This window comes from Xanthobacter variabilis, assembly GCF_043831965.2.
Classification (GTDB): domain Bacteria; phylum Pseudomonadota; class Alphaproteobacteria; order Rhizobiales; family Xanthobacteraceae; genus Xanthobacter.
Genome location: NZ_CM195533.1, coordinates 1,690,421 through 1,704,951, shown reverse-complemented (window position 1 = coordinate 1,704,951; position 14,531 = coordinate 1,690,421). Strand labels below are relative to the sequence as shown.

14 protein-coding genes are annotated in these 14,531 nt (G+C 68.8%); 8 read left to right on the top strand and 6 right to left on the bottom strand.

The window, feature by feature from the left end; translation table 11 throughout:
• The first annotated feature begins 520 nt into the window (after window positions 1–520).
• From V5F26_RS07480 to V5F26_RS07450, 7 genes are all read left to right on the top strand, one after another.
• Window positions 521–1,762 (top strand): aminotransferase class I/II-fold pyridoxal phosphate-dependent enzyme, encoded by a 1,242-nt coding sequence (locus tag V5F26_RS07480; protein WP_394947048.1) that lies wholly within the window; start codon window positions 521–523, stop codon window positions 1,760–1,762.
• 60 nt (window positions 1,763–1,822) lie between these two features.
• Window positions 1,823–4,270 carry a DNA translocase FtsK gene (locus tag V5F26_RS07475; protein ID WP_445329473.1) on the top strand — a complete coding sequence of 816 codons (2,448 nt, stop codon included), beginning with the start codon at window positions 1,823–1,825 and terminating at the stop codon, window positions 4,268–4,270.
• Window positions 4,271–4,529: 259 nt separating this feature from the next.
• A complete protein-coding gene (locus V5F26_RS07470) occupies window positions 4,530–5,363 on the top strand; it encodes a LolA family protein (RefSeq protein ID WP_394055065.1) in 834 nt (277 codons plus the stop codon).
• A 194-nt stretch (window positions 5,364–5,557) separates the two neighbouring features.
• Window positions 5,558–6,268: a L,D-transpeptidase gene (locus V5F26_RS07465; RefSeq protein WP_234051568.1), complete on the top strand. Its 711-nt coding sequence runs from the start codon at window positions 5,558–5,560 to the stop codon at window positions 6,266–6,268.
• Window positions 6,269–6,489: 221 nt separating this feature from the next.
• Window positions 6,490–6,753 carry a YjhX family toxin gene (locus tag V5F26_RS07460; protein ID WP_394055068.1) on the top strand — a complete coding sequence of 88 codons (264 nt, stop codon included), beginning with the start codon at window positions 6,490–6,492 and terminating at the stop codon, window positions 6,751–6,753.
• 1 nt (window position 6,754) lies between these two features.
• Window positions 6,755–7,255, top strand: coding sequence for a GNAT family N-acetyltransferase (locus V5F26_RS07455; RefSeq protein WP_394947047.1), 501 nt, complete (start codon window positions 6,755–6,757; stop codon window positions 7,253–7,255).
• A gap of 140 nt (window positions 7,256–7,395) precedes the next feature.
• A complete protein-coding gene (locus tag V5F26_RS07450) occupies window positions 7,396–8,217 on the top strand; it encodes an exodeoxyribonuclease III (protein ID WP_394055072.1) in 822 nt (273 codons plus the stop codon).
• 117 nt (window positions 8,218–8,334) lie between these two features.
• On the opposite strand, the gene V5F26_RS07445 is transcribed toward V5F26_RS07450, so the two are convergent.
• Together V5F26_RS07445 and V5F26_RS07440 are read right to left on the bottom strand one after the other, a co-directional pair.
• Window positions 8,335–8,841, bottom strand: a complete 507-nt coding sequence (locus V5F26_RS07445) for a Crp/Fnr family transcriptional regulator (protein WP_394947046.1) — start codon at window positions 8,839–8,841, stop codon at window positions 8,335–8,337.
• A 230-nt stretch (window positions 8,842–9,071) separates the two neighbouring features.
• Window positions 9,072–9,758, bottom strand: coding sequence for a response regulator transcription factor (locus tag V5F26_RS07440; protein WP_234051573.1), 687 nt, complete (start codon window positions 9,756–9,758; stop codon window positions 9,072–9,074).
• A gap of 117 nt (window positions 9,759–9,875) precedes the next feature.
• Here V5F26_RS07440 and V5F26_RS07435 point away from each other — a divergent pair, with 117 nt between their 5' ends.
• A complete protein-coding gene (locus tag V5F26_RS07435) occupies window positions 9,876–10,412 on the top strand; it encodes a L,D-transpeptidase family protein (RefSeq protein ID WP_394947045.1) in 537 nt (178 codons plus the stop codon).
• Window positions 10,413–10,508: 96 nt separating this feature from the next.
• Here V5F26_RS07435 and V5F26_RS07430 read toward each other — a convergent pair whose 3' ends face one another.
• From V5F26_RS07430 to V5F26_RS07415, 4 genes are read right to left on the bottom strand one after another with little or no spacing between them, the layout of a single operon-like run.
• A complete protein-coding gene (locus V5F26_RS07430) occupies window positions 10,509–11,672 on the bottom strand; it encodes an ABC transporter permease (RefSeq protein ID WP_394947044.1) in 1,164 nt (387 codons plus the stop codon).
• Window positions 11,669–12,655 (bottom strand): ABC transporter ATP-binding protein, encoded by a 987-nt coding sequence (locus V5F26_RS07425; RefSeq protein ID WP_394947043.1) that lies wholly within the window; start codon window positions 12,653–12,655, stop codon window positions 11,669–11,671. The genes V5F26_RS07430 and V5F26_RS07425 overlap by 4 nt, the downstream gene beginning before the upstream one ends.
• Window positions 12,652–13,632, bottom strand: a complete 981-nt coding sequence (locus V5F26_RS07420; RefSeq protein ID WP_394947042.1) for an HlyD family secretion protein — start codon at window positions 13,630–13,632, stop codon at window positions 12,652–12,654. The genes V5F26_RS07425 and V5F26_RS07420 overlap by 4 nt, the downstream gene beginning before the upstream one ends.
• Window positions 13,632–14,231: a TetR/AcrR family transcriptional regulator gene (locus tag V5F26_RS07415; RefSeq protein WP_394947041.1), complete on the bottom strand. Its 600-nt coding sequence runs from the start codon at window positions 14,229–14,231 to the stop codon at window positions 13,632–13,634. Before V5F26_RS07415 ends, V5F26_RS07420 begins: the two co-directional genes overlap by 1 nt.
• Window positions 14,232–14,531: the final 300 nt, after the last annotated feature.

Genomic DNA, 14,531 nt, shown 5'->3' with positions numbered 1-14,531 from the left:
AGGCCAAAGCGGGGCTGGCCTATCCCTCGCCCTTCCCCGCAAGCGGGAGAGGGAACGAGGCCCCGGCAAACCATGCCTCTTAAATGTCGATCCGACCTGGGCCCTTCGGTATCCGGGGCCTTGGCTATCCGGGCCTTGGGTATCCGGAGCCTTGGGTATCCGGAGCCTTGGGTATCCGGAGCCTTAGGTATCCGGAGCCTTGGGTATCCAGGTCTTGCGCCGCTCCACCTTCGCGGCACCCGCCGCGACCGAGTCGTTCCGGGAGCTCTTCACCCGGACGCGCCCTCCCACCCGCGGAGGCTCAGCATCGGACGAAGGATCCCGGCCCAGGCAAGGCGCCCGCAACACAGCTGTAGGAATGCGCTAACACGTTGATATCGCGCAGTCTTGAGATCACGCACGACGCGCCCCGCCGCCTGTGATCTGCTTTCGCACGGCGCCGAGCGATTAGCCGCACCTTAACCGTATTGGGCGCACAGTGGCCGCAATCATCGTCGATCGTGCGCCGAGGCTGCCCATCTTGCCCGCCCCCGTTCCCGCGCCGGCCTCCGTGGAGGACCGCCGCTCGCCCTTCATCCGCCTGGCGGAGCTTCTCGCCGGCATCGAGCCTGGTCGCGCGCCACTGAGCGCCGCGGTGGGCGAGCCGCAGCACACCATGCCCGATTTCGTGGGGCCGGTGCTGGCCGGCAACCTCGCCGGTTTTGGCCGCTATCCCCGAGCCGAGGGTACCCCCACCTTCCGCGCCGCCGCCGCCCGCTGGCTGGAGCGGCGCTATGCCCTCGCCCGGCCGCTGGACGCGGATCGCGAGGTGCTGGCCCTCAACGGCTCCCGCGAGGGGCTGTTCTCCGCCGCCATCGTGGCGCAGCGCCTGGCGGCCCCGCGCAAGCTGGGGCCCGGGCAGAAGCCGGCCATGCTGCTGCCCAATCCATTCTATGCCGCCTATGCCGCCGGCGCGGAGGCGGCCGGCTGCGAGGCCGTGGTGCTGCCCACCACCGCCGCCAGCGGCTGGCTGCCAGACCTCGACGCCCTCGACCCCGCTTTGCTCGACCGCACGGTGGCCATCTACCTCGCCTCCCCCGCCAATCCGCAAGGGGCCATCGCCTCCACCGCCTATCTCGAACGGGCGCTGGAACTGGCGCGGCGCCACGGGGCCTTCCTGTTTTCCGACGAGTGCTATTCCGAGATCTATCTCGGCGCGGAAAAGCCGGCCGGCATCCTGGAGGTGGCCCAGGGCGACTTTACCGGGGCCATCGCCTTCAACTCCCTGTCCAAGCGCTCTTCCCTGCCCGGACTGCGCTGCGGCTTCTGCGCCGGAGATGCCGCCTTCCTCAAGGAATTCCTGGCCTTCCGCTGGGTGGCGGCGCCGCAGGTGCCCGAGCCGCTGCAGGCGGTGGCCGTGGCCGCGCTGGAGGATGAGGCCCACGTGGCCCATTCCCGCGATCTCTACCGTGCGAAATTCGATCTCGCCGACACCATCATTGGCGATCGCTTCGGCTATTCACGGCCCGGCGGCGGCTTCTTCCTGTGGCTGGATGCTTCCCACCTGCGGGGAGCGGAGCACACCGGAGGCGAAGCGGCGGCGTTGCGGCTGTGGCGCGAACAGGGGCTGCGCACGGTGCCCGGCGGCTACCTCGCCCGCCGTGATCTTTCCGGCACCAACCCGGCCGAGGACTGGCTGCGCGTTGCGCTGGTCCATGACATTCCCACCTCGGAAGAGGTGCTGAAGCGCCTCGTCGCCGGCCTCGCCGCCGGATCGGACTGAAGGAGATCTGCGCCCATGCCCGCGACCTCCAGCACCGCCCGCCGCTCCGCAGATGCGGTCATGCATACGCGCATGCAGCCGCAGACGGCGCGCCTCGACCTCATCCCCGAAGTGCTGCGGCAGGGGGTGAAGCGGCGCAGCCGCGAGATCATCGGCGTGGGGCTCGCCATTGCCGGCGTGCTCGCCACCGCCGCGCTCGTCACCTGGTCCGCTTCCGACCCGAGCTTCTCCAACGCCACCGACTCGGCGGTTCACAACATTCTGGGCCGGCCCGGCGCGATCCTGGCCGACCTGCTGATGCAGCTGTTCGGGCTCGCCTGTCTCGCCATCGTGCTGCCCCTCGTCTACTGGGGCTGGCGGCTCATGACCCATCGGCCCTTCGGCCGCGCCAAGCTGCGCATCACCGCCTGGGCGGTGGGCGTGGTGGGGGCCTGCGCCTTTCTCAGCGCCGTGCCCCGGCTGGGCACGTGGCCCACCACCACCGGCCTTGGCGGCGTGATCGGCGACCTGTTCGGCCGCATCGCGGGCTTGTTCGGCACCGGCATGGTGGAACCCGTCGGCCAGACGCTGGTGGGCGCCATCGGCGGCGTAGTTGGGGCGTGCGCGCTCTTCCTCGCCTTCGCCGGCGGGCGGCGCACGCCGCTCAAGCCCGCGGACGCCCTGTCCGACGACGATGACGCGGACGAGGATGACGAAGACGAGGACGACGGCACCTCCGTGTCCCTGGGCGCGCTCACCCACACCATGCTTTCGCTGAAGGCCCGCGTGCTCGGCTCCCACAATCTGGCCGCGCTGGCGCCCTCGGGCCTGGCCCGCGACCCGCGCGAGCGCGACAGCTCCGACCAGCGCGTGGAACCGCGCATGAGCGGGCTGGGCGGCGAGGCGCCGCACCGGGGCGGCGAGGAGGCCGAGCTGGAAGAGGATGCGGAGCTGATCGCCGAAAGCGCCACCACCCGGCGCCGCCGCGGGGCCCGCAAGCAGGCCGGCCGCAAGGGCCACTACCAGTTCCCGCCGCTCGATCTTCTGGCCCCGCCCGCGGCCAGCAAGGCCCCCGCCCTCACCCCCGAGGCGCTGAAGGAAACCGCCGCCCTGCTCGAAGCCACGCTGAAGGATTTCGGCGTGCGCGGCGAGATTGTGGACGTGCGCCCCGGCCCGGTGGTGACCCTGTACGAGCTGGAGCCCGCGCCCGGCATCAAGTCCTCCCGCGTCATCGGCCTCGCCGACGACATCGCCCGCTCCATGAGCGCGGTTTCGGCCCGTGTGGCGGTGGTGCCGGGCCGCAACGCGATCGGCATCGAGCTGCCCAACGACAAGCGCGACAAGGTGCTGTTGCGCGACCTGCTGGCCACCAAGGACTTCGGCGATTCCGGCCACAAGCTGGCCATCAGCCTGGGCAAGACCATCGGCGGCGATCCGGTGATCGTGGACCTCGCGCGCATGCCGCATCTGCTGGTGGCGGGCACCACCGGGTCTGGCAAGTCGGTGGCCATCAACACCATGATCCTCTCGCTGCTCTACCGGCTGAAGCCGGAGCAGTGCCGCCTCATCATGATCGACCCCAAGATGCTGGAATTGTCGGTCTATGACGGCATCCCCCATCTGCTCTGCCCGGTTGTCACCGACCCCAAGAAGGCGGTGGTGGCCCTGAAGTGGGCGGTGAAGGAGATGGAAGACCGCTACAAGAAGATGTCCAAGCTCGGCGTGCGCAACATTGACGGCTTCAACGCCCGGGTGCGCGAGGCCGCCGAAAAGGGCGAAACCGTCTCCCGCACCGTGCAGACCGGCTTCGACCACGACACCGGCGAGGCCATCTATGAGCGCGAGGAGCTCAACCTGGATGCCCTGCCCTACATCGTCGTGGTGGTGGACGAGATGGCCGACCTGATGATGGTGGCGGGCAAGGAAATCGAGGGTGCCATCCAGCGCCTCGCCCAGATGGCCCGCGCCGCCGGCATCCATCTGGTCATGGCCACCCAGCGCCCGTCCGTGGACGTCATCACCGGCACCATCAAGGCGAACTTCCCCACCCGCATCTCGTTCCAGGTGACCTCGAAGATCGACAGCCGCACCATCCTGGGCGAGCAGGGCGCCGAGCAGCTGCTCGGCCAGGGCGACATGCTCTACATGGCCGCCGGCGGGCGCACCCGCCGCGTGCATGGGCCCTTCGTGTCCGACCAGGAGGTTGAGGACGTGGTGAAGCACCTCAAGGCCCAGGGCGTGCCCGCTTACATCGAGGCCGTGACCGCCGAGCCGGACGAGGACGACGAGGACGGCGCGGTGTTCGACAAGGGCGGATTCGGCGAGGAGGGGCAGGATCTCTACTCCCAGGCCGTTTCGGTGGTGATGCGCGATCGCAAGTGCTCCACCTCCTACATCCAGCGCCGCCTGCAGATCGGCTATAACCGCGCCGCCTCCCTGGTGGAACGCATGGAGAATGAGGGGCTCGTGGGCGCCCCCAACCATGCGGGCAAGCGCGAGATCCTGCTGCCGGAGGAAGCGGCGGAATGAGCCCCGGCGCTTCCGCCGCCCGCCACGCCGCTTTTGGCCGCGCGACGGTCGCGGACGCCGGGCGGGCAAAGGCGGCAACGCGCCTCGCTCCCACCATCGCTCTTGCATCTGTGACCACCGGGCCACAGGATCGCCATAGGCTGCCGCTAGGGGCTATGCTGCAGCGTCTGTGCCAGCCGGCTCCGGGATTCGGCCCGGTGCGCACCCGGCTTTCCGGACAGATGCTGCCCCAGGTGCCGCCCTCTTTCAGAGACCGTGAATGATGCCGAGCCGTTTCTTTGTCCCGCGTGTGATGGCAGCAAGCCTCTGGCTGGCGGCGTCCCTGGCGCTGGCGGCGCCCACCGCCGGCTGCGCCCAAGGCACCTTGCCGCCCGGCTCGCTGTGGGGCGGGCCCCTGGATGGCGGCAGCAATTCCAGCGCTTCGGCCCCCGCGGCGGGCCAGCCCTCGGCCCCGCTGCCCCCGCGCCGCCCGAACGCGCCCTACAAGAACACCACCACAGCCGAGGTGCGACCGACCGCACCCGCCGCCGCGCCAACGCCCGCGCTGCCCGATGGGCGGGCGAGCCCGGCCACCGTGGCGCGCATCACCAATTACTATAATTCCGTGCAGTCCATGACGGGCACCTTCACCCAGACGGACCCCGACGGCACGCGCCGCACCGGCGACTTCTACATGCAGAAGCCCGGCCGCGTGCGCTTTGAATATGACCCGCCGAGCCCGGTGGAACTGATCGCCAACGGCCAGTCCGTGGCGGTGCGCGATCGCAGCCTGAACACCCAGGACGTGACCCCTCTGGACCAGACGCCCCTGCGCTTTCTGCTGGCGGAGCGGGTGGACCTCGCCAACGATCCGAACGTGACCGGCATCTTCCAGGACGACCGCTTCATCACGGTCACCATGCAGCACCAGGTGCCCATGCTGGGCACCTACCGCCTGCTGATCCTGTTCGACGCCAAGACCTCGGCCCTGAAGCAGTGGGTGGTCACCGACCCCCAGGGCTATGACACCCAGGTGACCCTGAACAAGGCGGACGTGAACAAGCGCCCTGACCCGCGCCTGTTCGTCATCAATTTCGAGCGGATGCTGCAGTAAGGCGCGCGCTGGCGGCGGCCCCGCCAGTTCCCCAGAGGTCAAACGGCACTAAAATACCATATCCAGCGTGTGACGCGCCGGCCGCGCTTGCCAGCGGCGCCATGTGGCGGCAATCTCCGCTCGACAAGTCGTTTGGCGGGTGTATGCCGGAGCATCGTCTCACCGGGCGACTGGACATGGGAAACTGCCGGATCATGATCATGGAACGTGGGAATGCCGCGGCTGGCGAGGATCACGCGGCTGCTGAGCACGGGCTCCGCTCGGGGGCTTTGAGCCGCCGGTCGTTTCTGTTCGGCTCAGCCATCGGCCTCGGCGCGCTGGGGCTTTCCGGCTGCGCGGGCCTGGACGGCATGAGCGTCGCCGAGGCGGAGAAGCTTTACGGACCTGTCCCCACCGAGAAGTTCCCCATTCCCGGGGTGGATGTCAGCAAGGTCAACCCCAAGTATTACCGTCGCACCGTGCGCTATGAAAGCAAGGAAGCGCCCGGCACGATCATCGTGGATCCCGGCAATTACTACGTCTACCGCATCGAGGAAGACGGATACGCCACGCGCTACGGCGCCAATGTGGGCCGTTCCGGCTTCCTGTGGAGCGGCGACGCCTATGTGGGCCGCAAGGGCGAATGGGCGACCTGGACCCCGCCCAAGGAAATGATCAAGCGCCAGCCGGAAGCCGCCAAATATGCCGGCGGCATGCCCGGCGGCCTCGATAACCCATTGGGCGCGCGCACGCTTTACCTGTACCAGAACGGCAATTACACGCTCTACACCATCTACGCCACGAGCGACCCGGAATCGATCGGCACCGGCGTCACCAGCGGCTGCGTGGGCCTCCTGAGTCAGGACATGATTGACCTGTATTCCCGCACCCCGGTGAAGACCAAAGTGGTCGTGCTGCCGGCATAGCGGCGGGTGGGAGCGCCCGTCACGGACGGGCTTGTTCCGAACACGTGTGTTTCCTATATTACCGACACGGGTGGCGCCCACGGGTGCGGCCCGTTCGATGGAGCGTGGATGTCAGAGCTTGTGTGAAGAGGCTCTCTGAATCTCAGAGAGCCGCGTGAACTGGAAACCGCCGGGTGCACGCGCACCGGGATGTTTTTTCACGTCTGTCACACGAGACATCCATGAACATTTCACGACATGAACAACGTGCGCTGCACGTGCTGGCGCTTGGCGGCGGCATTCTGCACGCGCGCGACGACGGCCCCAAGATCACGTCCGTGACCTGTGTCACGCGCGAGGGAATGGTGCTGGCTGACTTCGACCTTGAGGTCTTCAAGCGGCTGCGCCGGAAGCGGCTGATCGAGTCGCGATCAGGCCGCCCGTATCGCATCTCGAAACGCGGCCGCACCTTTGTTCGCGCCCAACTGGACAATCAGGGGGCATGACATGCTGATCCGCAACGAAGCGGCCGGAGATATCCCGGCCATCAGCCAGCTTGTCACCGAAGCCCTCCGGCTGCTTCCACAGGCCACCGGGACTGAGGCCGGCATCGTCGAGAGGCTCCGCGCGGAGGGCGCGCTCACCCTCTCGTTGGTGGCCGAGGACCAGGGAGCCGTCATCGGCTATCTGGCCGCCTCGGCGGCACGGATCGGCGCGCACGACGGCTGGGGGCTGATCGGCCCGCTGGTCGTCCTGCCGTCCCGACACCGCCAGGGGATCGGTTCGGCCCTGATGGCGGAGGCCCTCCGCCGCTTGCGCCAGACCTGCCGGGGCGCGGCGCTGGTGGGCGACCCCGCTTATTATGGTCGCTTCGGCTTCCGCGCCTTTCCCGGCCTGGGAGTAGCAGGCTGCCCGCCCGAGGTGGTTCAGGCGCTGCCCTTCGACGGCGCTGAGCCGCGCGGGGAGCTCTTTCATCATCCCGCATTCGGCCTGCACCAGCAGGAGTGACGCAAAGCCGGGCGGCAACTCAAGGGATGCCGCCCGGCCATTCATCGCCGCCCCGCATCAGGCTCGGGCTCCACCCTTGCGCCCTCGCCTCGCCTGCTCTACCCCTAAGCTTCCCTGCCATTTTTCAAGCCGTTGCTGCCTTGTCCCTCACCATCGCCACCTGGAACATCAATTCCGTCCGTATCCGGCTCGATATTCTGCGCGAGGCCGTCGCCGCGCTGAAGCCGGATGTCCTGTGCCTGCAGGAAACCAAGTGCCAGGACGATAAGTTCCCCCTCGCCGCCATCCGCGACCTGGGTTTTGAGCATATCGCCCTGCACGGGCAGAAGGGCTGGCACGGGGTGGCCACCTTCTCGCGCCGGCCGTTCGCTGAGGTCACGCGCCAGGAATTCTGCGGCAAGGGGGATGCCCGCCACGTGGCGGTGACGCTGGCGCCCGAGCATGGGCTCGGCAAGCCCATCACCATCCACAACTTCTACGTGCCCGCGGGTGGCGACGTGCCGGACCCGGAGCTGAACCCCAAGTTCGCCCACAAGCTCGCTTTCCTGGACGAGGTCACGGCCTGGCCGCAGCTTTTGGCCGATGCGACCGCTGAAGACCGCCACGCGGTGCTGGTCGGCGACCTCAATATCGCGCCCCTGGAAAGTGATGTGTGGAGCCATAAGCAGCTGCTCAGCGTGGTCAGCCACACCCCCGTCGAGGTGGAGCGCATGGCGCGCTGGCAGGCCGCCGGCCGCTGGGTGGACACCATGCGCCGCTTCGTGCCGCCGGAAGACAAGCTGTTCACCTGGTGGAGCTATCGTTCGCCCAACTACACGGTGAATGATCGCGGCCGCCGGCTCGACCATGTCTGGTCCAGCCCCACTCTGGCGCCCCACGCCACCGCCATGACCGTGCTGAAGGATGCGCGCGGCTGGGAAAAGCCCTCCGACCACGTGCCCGTCGCCCTCACCTTCGCCTGAGGTCACAGGGTGTTCGAGCGGCGCGCGTGACGCAACCATGCCGGCCCAACCGGCTGGCTGTTCGGCAAATTCCGTAAAACGGGGAAGGCCCGGCGCGTCACGCGCCGGCGGGTTGCCTCAGCGGCGGCGGGGAGCCGGGCGGGAGCGCTCCAACTCGGCACGCACGCCGTCGAGCGCCCGCATGGTCTGCTCCAGGCGCTTGGCAATGGCGCGGCGCAGCTTCGCCGCGGCCCGGGGATGGCGCTCCAGCGTCAGAATGAAATCCGCCCGGGCAATGCGCAGAAGCTCGCACGGCTCCACCGCCACCGCGGTCGCGGGGCGCGGGGTGGGCGCCACAAGGGCAATCTCGCCGATGAGGGCGCCCGGCTCCACCGCCATCACCGCCCGGCGCACGCCGTCGCGGCGGATGTCGGACAGCTCCATGCGCCCGCTCAGCAGCACATAGCCGCAATCGGCGGTCTCCCCGGCATGGAACAGGGTCGCGCCCTCCGCCAGCGCCACCCGCTGGCCCGCCGCCACCAGATGCGCCAGAACGGTGTCGTCCAGCGCTGAGAAAGTGGAGATGGCGCGCAGCAGCGCGACATCCTCTTCCGGCACGTTATCCAGCTCGTCTTCCCGGTCCACGGGCGGTCCTCCTCGCGGCCGGCGCGGCGGCCCTGGAGCACGTTCCGCGCGCATCGGGGCACACCCCGGGCTTCCGCGTCGACGCACTCTCTTCGCGCGAACCCATGCCCATGGGGTCACCCTCGCGCGCTCCGCCCGCCTTCACGCGCGAACCACGCTCCAGGTCCGTGCGACGGCGCATTTCCGGACGCGAGGCGCCAGCCCCCTTCCTCGAAAATGCGCCCGCCGCCTCAGGGCACCAGCTTGTAGCCGCCCGCCTGGGTGGCGAGCAGGGTCGGATTGGCCGGATCAGGCTCGATCTTCTGCCTGAGGCGGTAGATGTGCGTTTCCAGTGTGTGGGTGGTGACGCCGGAATTGTAGCCCCACACTTCCTGCAGCAGCGTCTCGCGCGGCACCGGCGTCTTTCCGGCCCGGTAGAGATAGCGCAGGATGGCGGTTTCCTTCTCGGTCAGGCGGATCTTCGAGCCGCGCTCGGTGAGCAGCAGCTTGGCCCCCGGCCGGAAGGAATATGGCCCGATGGCGAACACCGCGTCCTCGCTCGCCTCGTGGGAGCGCATCTGCGCGCGCAGCCGCGCCAGCAGCACCGAGAAGCGGAAGGGCTTGGTGACATAATCATTGGCGCCGGCGTCCAGCCCCATGATGGTGTCGCTGTCGCTGTCATGCCCGGTGAGCATGATGATGGGCGCCTTGAAGCCATTGCGGCGGATCTGCCGCACCGCGTCGCGGCCGTCCATGTCCGGCAGGCCCACATCCATGATGACGAGGTCCACCGCGCCGTTCTTTGCCGCCTCGATGGCGGCGGCGGCCGAGTCGGCCGGAACGGGTTCGAACTCTTCCTGGAGGGCAAGCTGCTCGATCAGGGCATCGCGCAGCTCCGGGTCGTCCTCCACCACCAGGATCTTCCACGCATTCGCCATCGAATCCTCCTGTGCCCTTGCGGACACGCTCATGGTGCAAGTACAGCACGGCTCAGGCGCGGTGCAAATTTTCCCATAACAGAATCAACAGCGAGCGGTAACAGGCTGGGTCGTCGCATGGAACATCCTGTGGGCATCTCCCTCTTGCACGTCCACCGCCGCCCCGGGCACCGCCATGAGGGGGTGCTGAAGGCCGGCGAGCGCGCCATGCGCGTGGCCATCGGCCGCTCGGGAATCAGCCCCGACAAGCGCGAGGGAGACGGCCGCACGCCGGCCGGGCGCTGGCGCGTCCTCGGTTTGCTCTATCGCCCCGATGCCGGTCCGCGCCCGCGCACCGCTTTACCCTGCCGGCCCATCGGCCGCGGCGATGGCTGGTGCGACGCGAGCGGCCATCGGCTCTATAACCGCCCGGTGCGGCTGCCCTTTCCCGCCTCCCACGAGCGGCTGTGGCGGGACGATGCCGTCTATGACCTGGTCCTGGTGCTGAACCACAACACGCGCCCGCGCATCATGGGCCGGGGCTCGGCGGTGTTCATCCATCTCGCCCGGCCGGGATTTGCGGCCACCGAGGGCTGCGTGGCGCTGCGGCGGTCGGACATGCGCCGGCTGCTGGCCCGCCTGACGCCCGGCGCCGAGATCCTCATTCACGCGTGAAACCCGCGGCCCCGGTGCCAAACCGGCGCCGAGCGTCTCCGCGCGGGCTTGAGCGAAAGCCCATGAGGGCGGCTCACGGGCCATTGGCGGAGCCGGTCAATCCAGGGTCTGGCGGAAGCGGGCGACGGCGATGCCCATGGCCACCAGCATCAGGGCGAACAGGGCTGCCGCGTCCCCCCTGAGATCTGCGAAATCCGAGCCCTTCAGCAGGATGCCGCGGACCATGCGCAGGAAATGGGTGAGGGGCAGCACCTCCCCCACCCATTGCGCCCACAGGGGCATGCCCGAAAACGGAAACATGAAGCCGGACAATAGGATGCTCGGCAAGAAGAACATGAAGGACATCTGCACCGCCTGGAGCTGGTTCTGCGCCAGGGTCGAGAAGGTGTAGCCGATGGAGAGGTTGGTTGTGATGAAGAGCAGGGTCGCCGCCGCCAGCATCCAGGGCGAGCCCTCCACCGGCACGCCGAACAAAATCATGCCCGCCGACAGGATAAGCACCGCCTGCAGGATGCCCACCGCCACATAGGGCACGATCTTGCCCAGCATGATCTCCACCGGGTGGATGGGCATGGACAGCAGGCTTTCCATGGTGCCGCGCTCGATCTCCCGCGTCACCGAGAGGGCGGTGAAGATGAGCATGGTCATGGTGAGGATGGTGCCGAGCAGGCCGGGCACGATGTTCAGCTGGCTGGTGCCGGCCGGATTGTAGCGCCGGTGCTGCACAATCTCGAACGCCGCCGCGCCCGCCGCGTCCACGAACCGCTCACGGGCAAGGGCAGTGCCCACCACGCCGGAGAGCGCCGCCAGTGCATTGGCCGAGCCCACCGGATCGGTGGCATCGGCCGCCACCAGCAGCTGGGGTTTCTCCCCCCGCCTGAGGCTGCGCTCGAAGCCGGCGGGGATCTCCACGAAGAACAGCACGTCGCCTGCTCGGATCAGGTGCTCGGCCTCATCCGCGCTCTGCACCTCGCGCACGAAGGCGAAGAAGGCGGTGTTGCGCAAGGCGGCGAGGATGGCGCGGCTGATCTCGTTGTTTTCATGGGCGAACACCGCCGTGGGCAGATGGCGCGGCGTGGTGTTGATGGCATAGCCGAATAAAATGAGCTGCAGCAGCGGGATCATGATCATGGTAGCGAAGGTCACCCGGTCGCGCCGCAGCTGGATGAACTCCTTCACGATCATCGCCGAGATGCGCCGCACCACGCCCAAAGCGCGCGCCACGGGCCCGTGGGGGTGGGCGCGGTCGGGGGCGCTCATCGCAGATCGTCCTTGGACCGGCCCATGAGGTCGATGAACACATCCTCCAGCGTCGGCGCATCCTTGCGGAAGACGAGCCTGGGGTCACCCCGGAAGGACGCGATGGCCGCCTCCAGCGCCACCGCGTCGCGGCCGGAAATGTGAAGCTGGGTGCCGAAGGGCGCCACCATGTCCACTCCCGGCCGCGCGCTCAGGCTGCGCGAGAGGGACGAGACGAGCTGGCCGGCCGCATGCCCCTCCACCCCTGTCACCTCCACGGTCCAGGTGCTGAGGCCCGAGGCCGCGATGACGTTGGCCACCGTGCCCTGCGCCAGCAGCTTGCCATAGGCGATGTACGCGATCTCGTGGCAGCGCTCGGCTTCGTCCATGTAATGGGTGGAGACCAGAACAGTGAGCCCATCGGCCGCCAGATCGTGGATCTGCGCCCAGAATTCGCGCCGCGCCTTCGGGTCGACGCCCGCCGTGGGCTCATCCAGCAACAGCAGATCGGGGCTGGGCAGGATGCAGGCGCCCAGCGCGAGGCGCTGCTTCCACCCGCCCGAGAGCGAGCCCGCAAGCTGCTTGCCGCGCCCGGCAAGGCCCAGCCGCTCCAGCGCGGCGGTGGCCGCCTTCTCCGGCTGCGGCACGCCATAGACGCGGGCGACGAACTCCAGATTCTCCCGCACCGAGAGGTCCTGATAGAGGGAGAAGCGCTGCGTCATGTAGCCCACCCGCTCGCGGATCTTCCGCGCCTCGGTGCGGATGTTCATGCCAAGGCAGGTGCCCTCCCCGGAATCGGGGGTAAGCAGGCCGCACAGCATGCGGATGGTGGTGGTCTTGCCCGAGCCGTTGGGGCCAAGGAAGCCGTAGATCTGGCCGCGCATCACACGCATGGTGAGGTGGTCCACCACCATGTGGCCGCTGAAACTCTTGGAGAGCCCCTCCACAGAGATGGCGACATCGGGCGGCGGCTCCGTCCGCGCGCTGGCGGCGGCCTCCATCATGGCGCGCCGCCAAGGCTGACGGTGACCGGCTGGCCCGGCCGGGCACGGGCCGGTTCATCCGGCCGCGCCTCGATGAGATAGACGAGCTTGGCCCGCTCCTCCCGGCTGTAGATCACCGGCGGGGTATATTCCGCCGACGCGGAAATGAAGCTCACCTTGCCGGTGATGGGCGGGCAGCCATCGCAGGAGACGGTAACGCTCTGGCCCGCCGACACCTTCGGCAGCACCTCCTCCGGCACGAAGAAGCGGATCTTCACGAGGCCCGGCGGCAGCAGCGAAACCACCGGGCGCCCCTCGGGCACCAGTTCGCCCACGCGATAATAGACGGTCTGGATCGCGCCCGCGGCGGGGGCCTTCAGAGTGCGCCGCTCAAGGCGCACCTCGGCGGCGGCCACCGCCGCCCGGGCCGCGTGCGCGGTGCCCTCCGCCGCCTCGATCTCCTGGGTGCGCGAGGCGATGCGGGCGGCCGCGATGCGCCGGCGCGCCTCATCAAAGGCGGCCTGGTTCTGCTCGAACGCATGCTGGGCGTTGTCGAGATTGGCCTGCGAGGACGCGCCCTTGGGCACCAAGTCCTTCTGGCGGGAAAGCTCGATGCGCGAGAGGTCGAGCGCCGCCGAGGCGCGCCGCTCCGCCGCCTCCAGCACCGCGATCTCCTCGGGCCGCTGCAGTGGCGCCTGGGCATTGGCCAGGCGCGCTTCCGCCTCGCGCAACCGGGCCTTGGCGCTGTCGAGGTCCGCCACCTGAAGGTCATCCTCCACCGTGGCCAGCACCTCGCCCTTCGAGACGGCATCGCCCTCCTTGACGGCAAGGGCGCGGACGCGGCCCGGCTCGTTCGGCCCGATGAAGATGAGATCGCCCTCGATATAGCCGGAGAAGCTGCGCTGTGCGCCGCCATCGCAGCCGGCGATGAGAAGCGCAGCGAATGCGAGCGGAGCGACGCGCGCGCGCCGGGACACGGAATGAAGCCATTGGCGCATCAGCTGCCTCCCCCGCCCAGTCCCGCCAGCAGAAGATCTCGGTGGGCCGCCAGCAACGCCCGCGTGTCGAGCGGATCGAGCGTCGCGAACAGCCCGTTCCACACTACCGCCAGGATGGCCGGCGCCACCACAAGCTGCGGAAAACGAAGGGCCAGGTCGCTCTTCAGCTCGCCCCGATCGAGGCCGCGCTGGGCCACCTGGCGGATGAGCGCGAGGCCGCGTGAGACGACCTCGCGGTGATAGAACGCGGCAAGCTCGGGAAAGCGCGCGCCTTCCGCAAGCATCAGGCGCACCAGGGGGGCCGCCGGCCCTTCCAGCACGCGATCCGCCATCAGGCCCAACAAACCTTCAAGCAGCTCGGCCGTGGTTCCGGGGAAATGGGCGACGAGGCTGCCGGCATCGGAGAGAACGGACGTGATATTCGCCTCCACCAGGGCCCGGAACAGAGCGTCCTTGTCGGTGAAGTAGAGATAAAGGGTGCCCTTGGCGACACCCGCCCGGCGCGCCACCTGATCGAGCTTGGTGTGGGCGAAGCCATGGGTCGTGAACTCCACCAGGGCCGCATCAAGAATGGCCCGGCGGCGCGCCTCGCGGGCCATGGGGGCCGCACGGCGCCGCGGTGAGAGCACAGCGCTTTCTCGTGCGCCGGCCACCGGCAGGCGCGGCCCCTCCAGCCCTGCTTGGCGTCCCGCCGGCCTCTTCTCCTCGGACGATGTCTCGTTCCTGGCCATGCCCCTGCCGATCCCGCACCATGACTGACCCGTCAGTCATATACCAGACAGAGGGAGCGTGACACAGCTTCGCGCTGTGGAACCCGTCGAAATCTGGCCGGATCCGAACGCGGGTGGGGCCGCAGCACCCGCCCCGGGCAGGAAAGGCCCCTCTTCGATTGGTTCGCG

What these genes read in the sequence shown, in the direction of transcription:
- V5F26_RS07475 (WP_445329473.1), top strand. Translation starts at nt 1,823, where the DNA reads ATGCATACGCGCATGCAGCCGCAGACGGCGCGCCTCGACCTCATCCCC.
- V5F26_RS07470 (WP_394055065.1), top strand. Translation starts at nt 4,530, where the DNA reads ATGATGCCGAGCCGTTTCTTTGTCCCGCGTGTGATGGCAGCAAGCCTC.
- V5F26_RS07465 (WP_234051568.1), top strand. Translation starts at nt 5,558, where the DNA reads ATGATCATGGAACGTGGGAATGCCGCGGCTGGCGAGGATCACGCGGCT.
- V5F26_RS07460 (WP_394055068.1), top strand. Translation starts at nt 6,490, where the DNA reads ATGAACATTTCACGACATGAACAACGTGCGCTGCACGTGCTGGCGCTT.
- V5F26_RS07455 (WP_394947047.1), top strand. Translation starts at nt 6,755, where the DNA reads ATGCTGATCCGCAACGAAGCGGCCGGAGATATCCCGGCCATCAGCCAG.
- V5F26_RS07440 (WP_234051573.1), bottom strand. Translation starts at nt 9,758, where the DNA reads ATGGCGAATGCGTGGAAGATCCTGGTGGTGGAGGACGACCCGGAGCTG.
- V5F26_RS07435 (WP_394947045.1), top strand. Translation starts at nt 9,876, where the DNA reads ATGGAACATCCTGTGGGCATCTCCCTCTTGCACGTCCACCGCCGCCCC.
- V5F26_RS07430 (WP_394947044.1), bottom strand. Translation starts at nt 11,672, where the DNA reads ATGAGCGCCCCCGACCGCGCCCACCCCCACGGGCCCGTGGCGCGCGCT.
- V5F26_RS07425 (WP_394947043.1), bottom strand. Translation starts at nt 12,655, where the DNA reads ATGATGGAGGCCGCCGCCAGCGCGCGGACGGAGCCGCCGCCCGATGTC.
- V5F26_RS07420 (WP_394947042.1), bottom strand. Translation starts at nt 13,632, where the DNA reads ATGCGCCAATGGCTTCATTCCGTGTCCCGGCGCGCGCGCGTCGCTCCG.
- V5F26_RS07415 (WP_394947041.1), bottom strand. Translation starts at nt 14,231, where the DNA reads ATGGCCCGCGAGGCGCGCCGCCGGGCCATTCTTGATGCGGCCCTGGTG.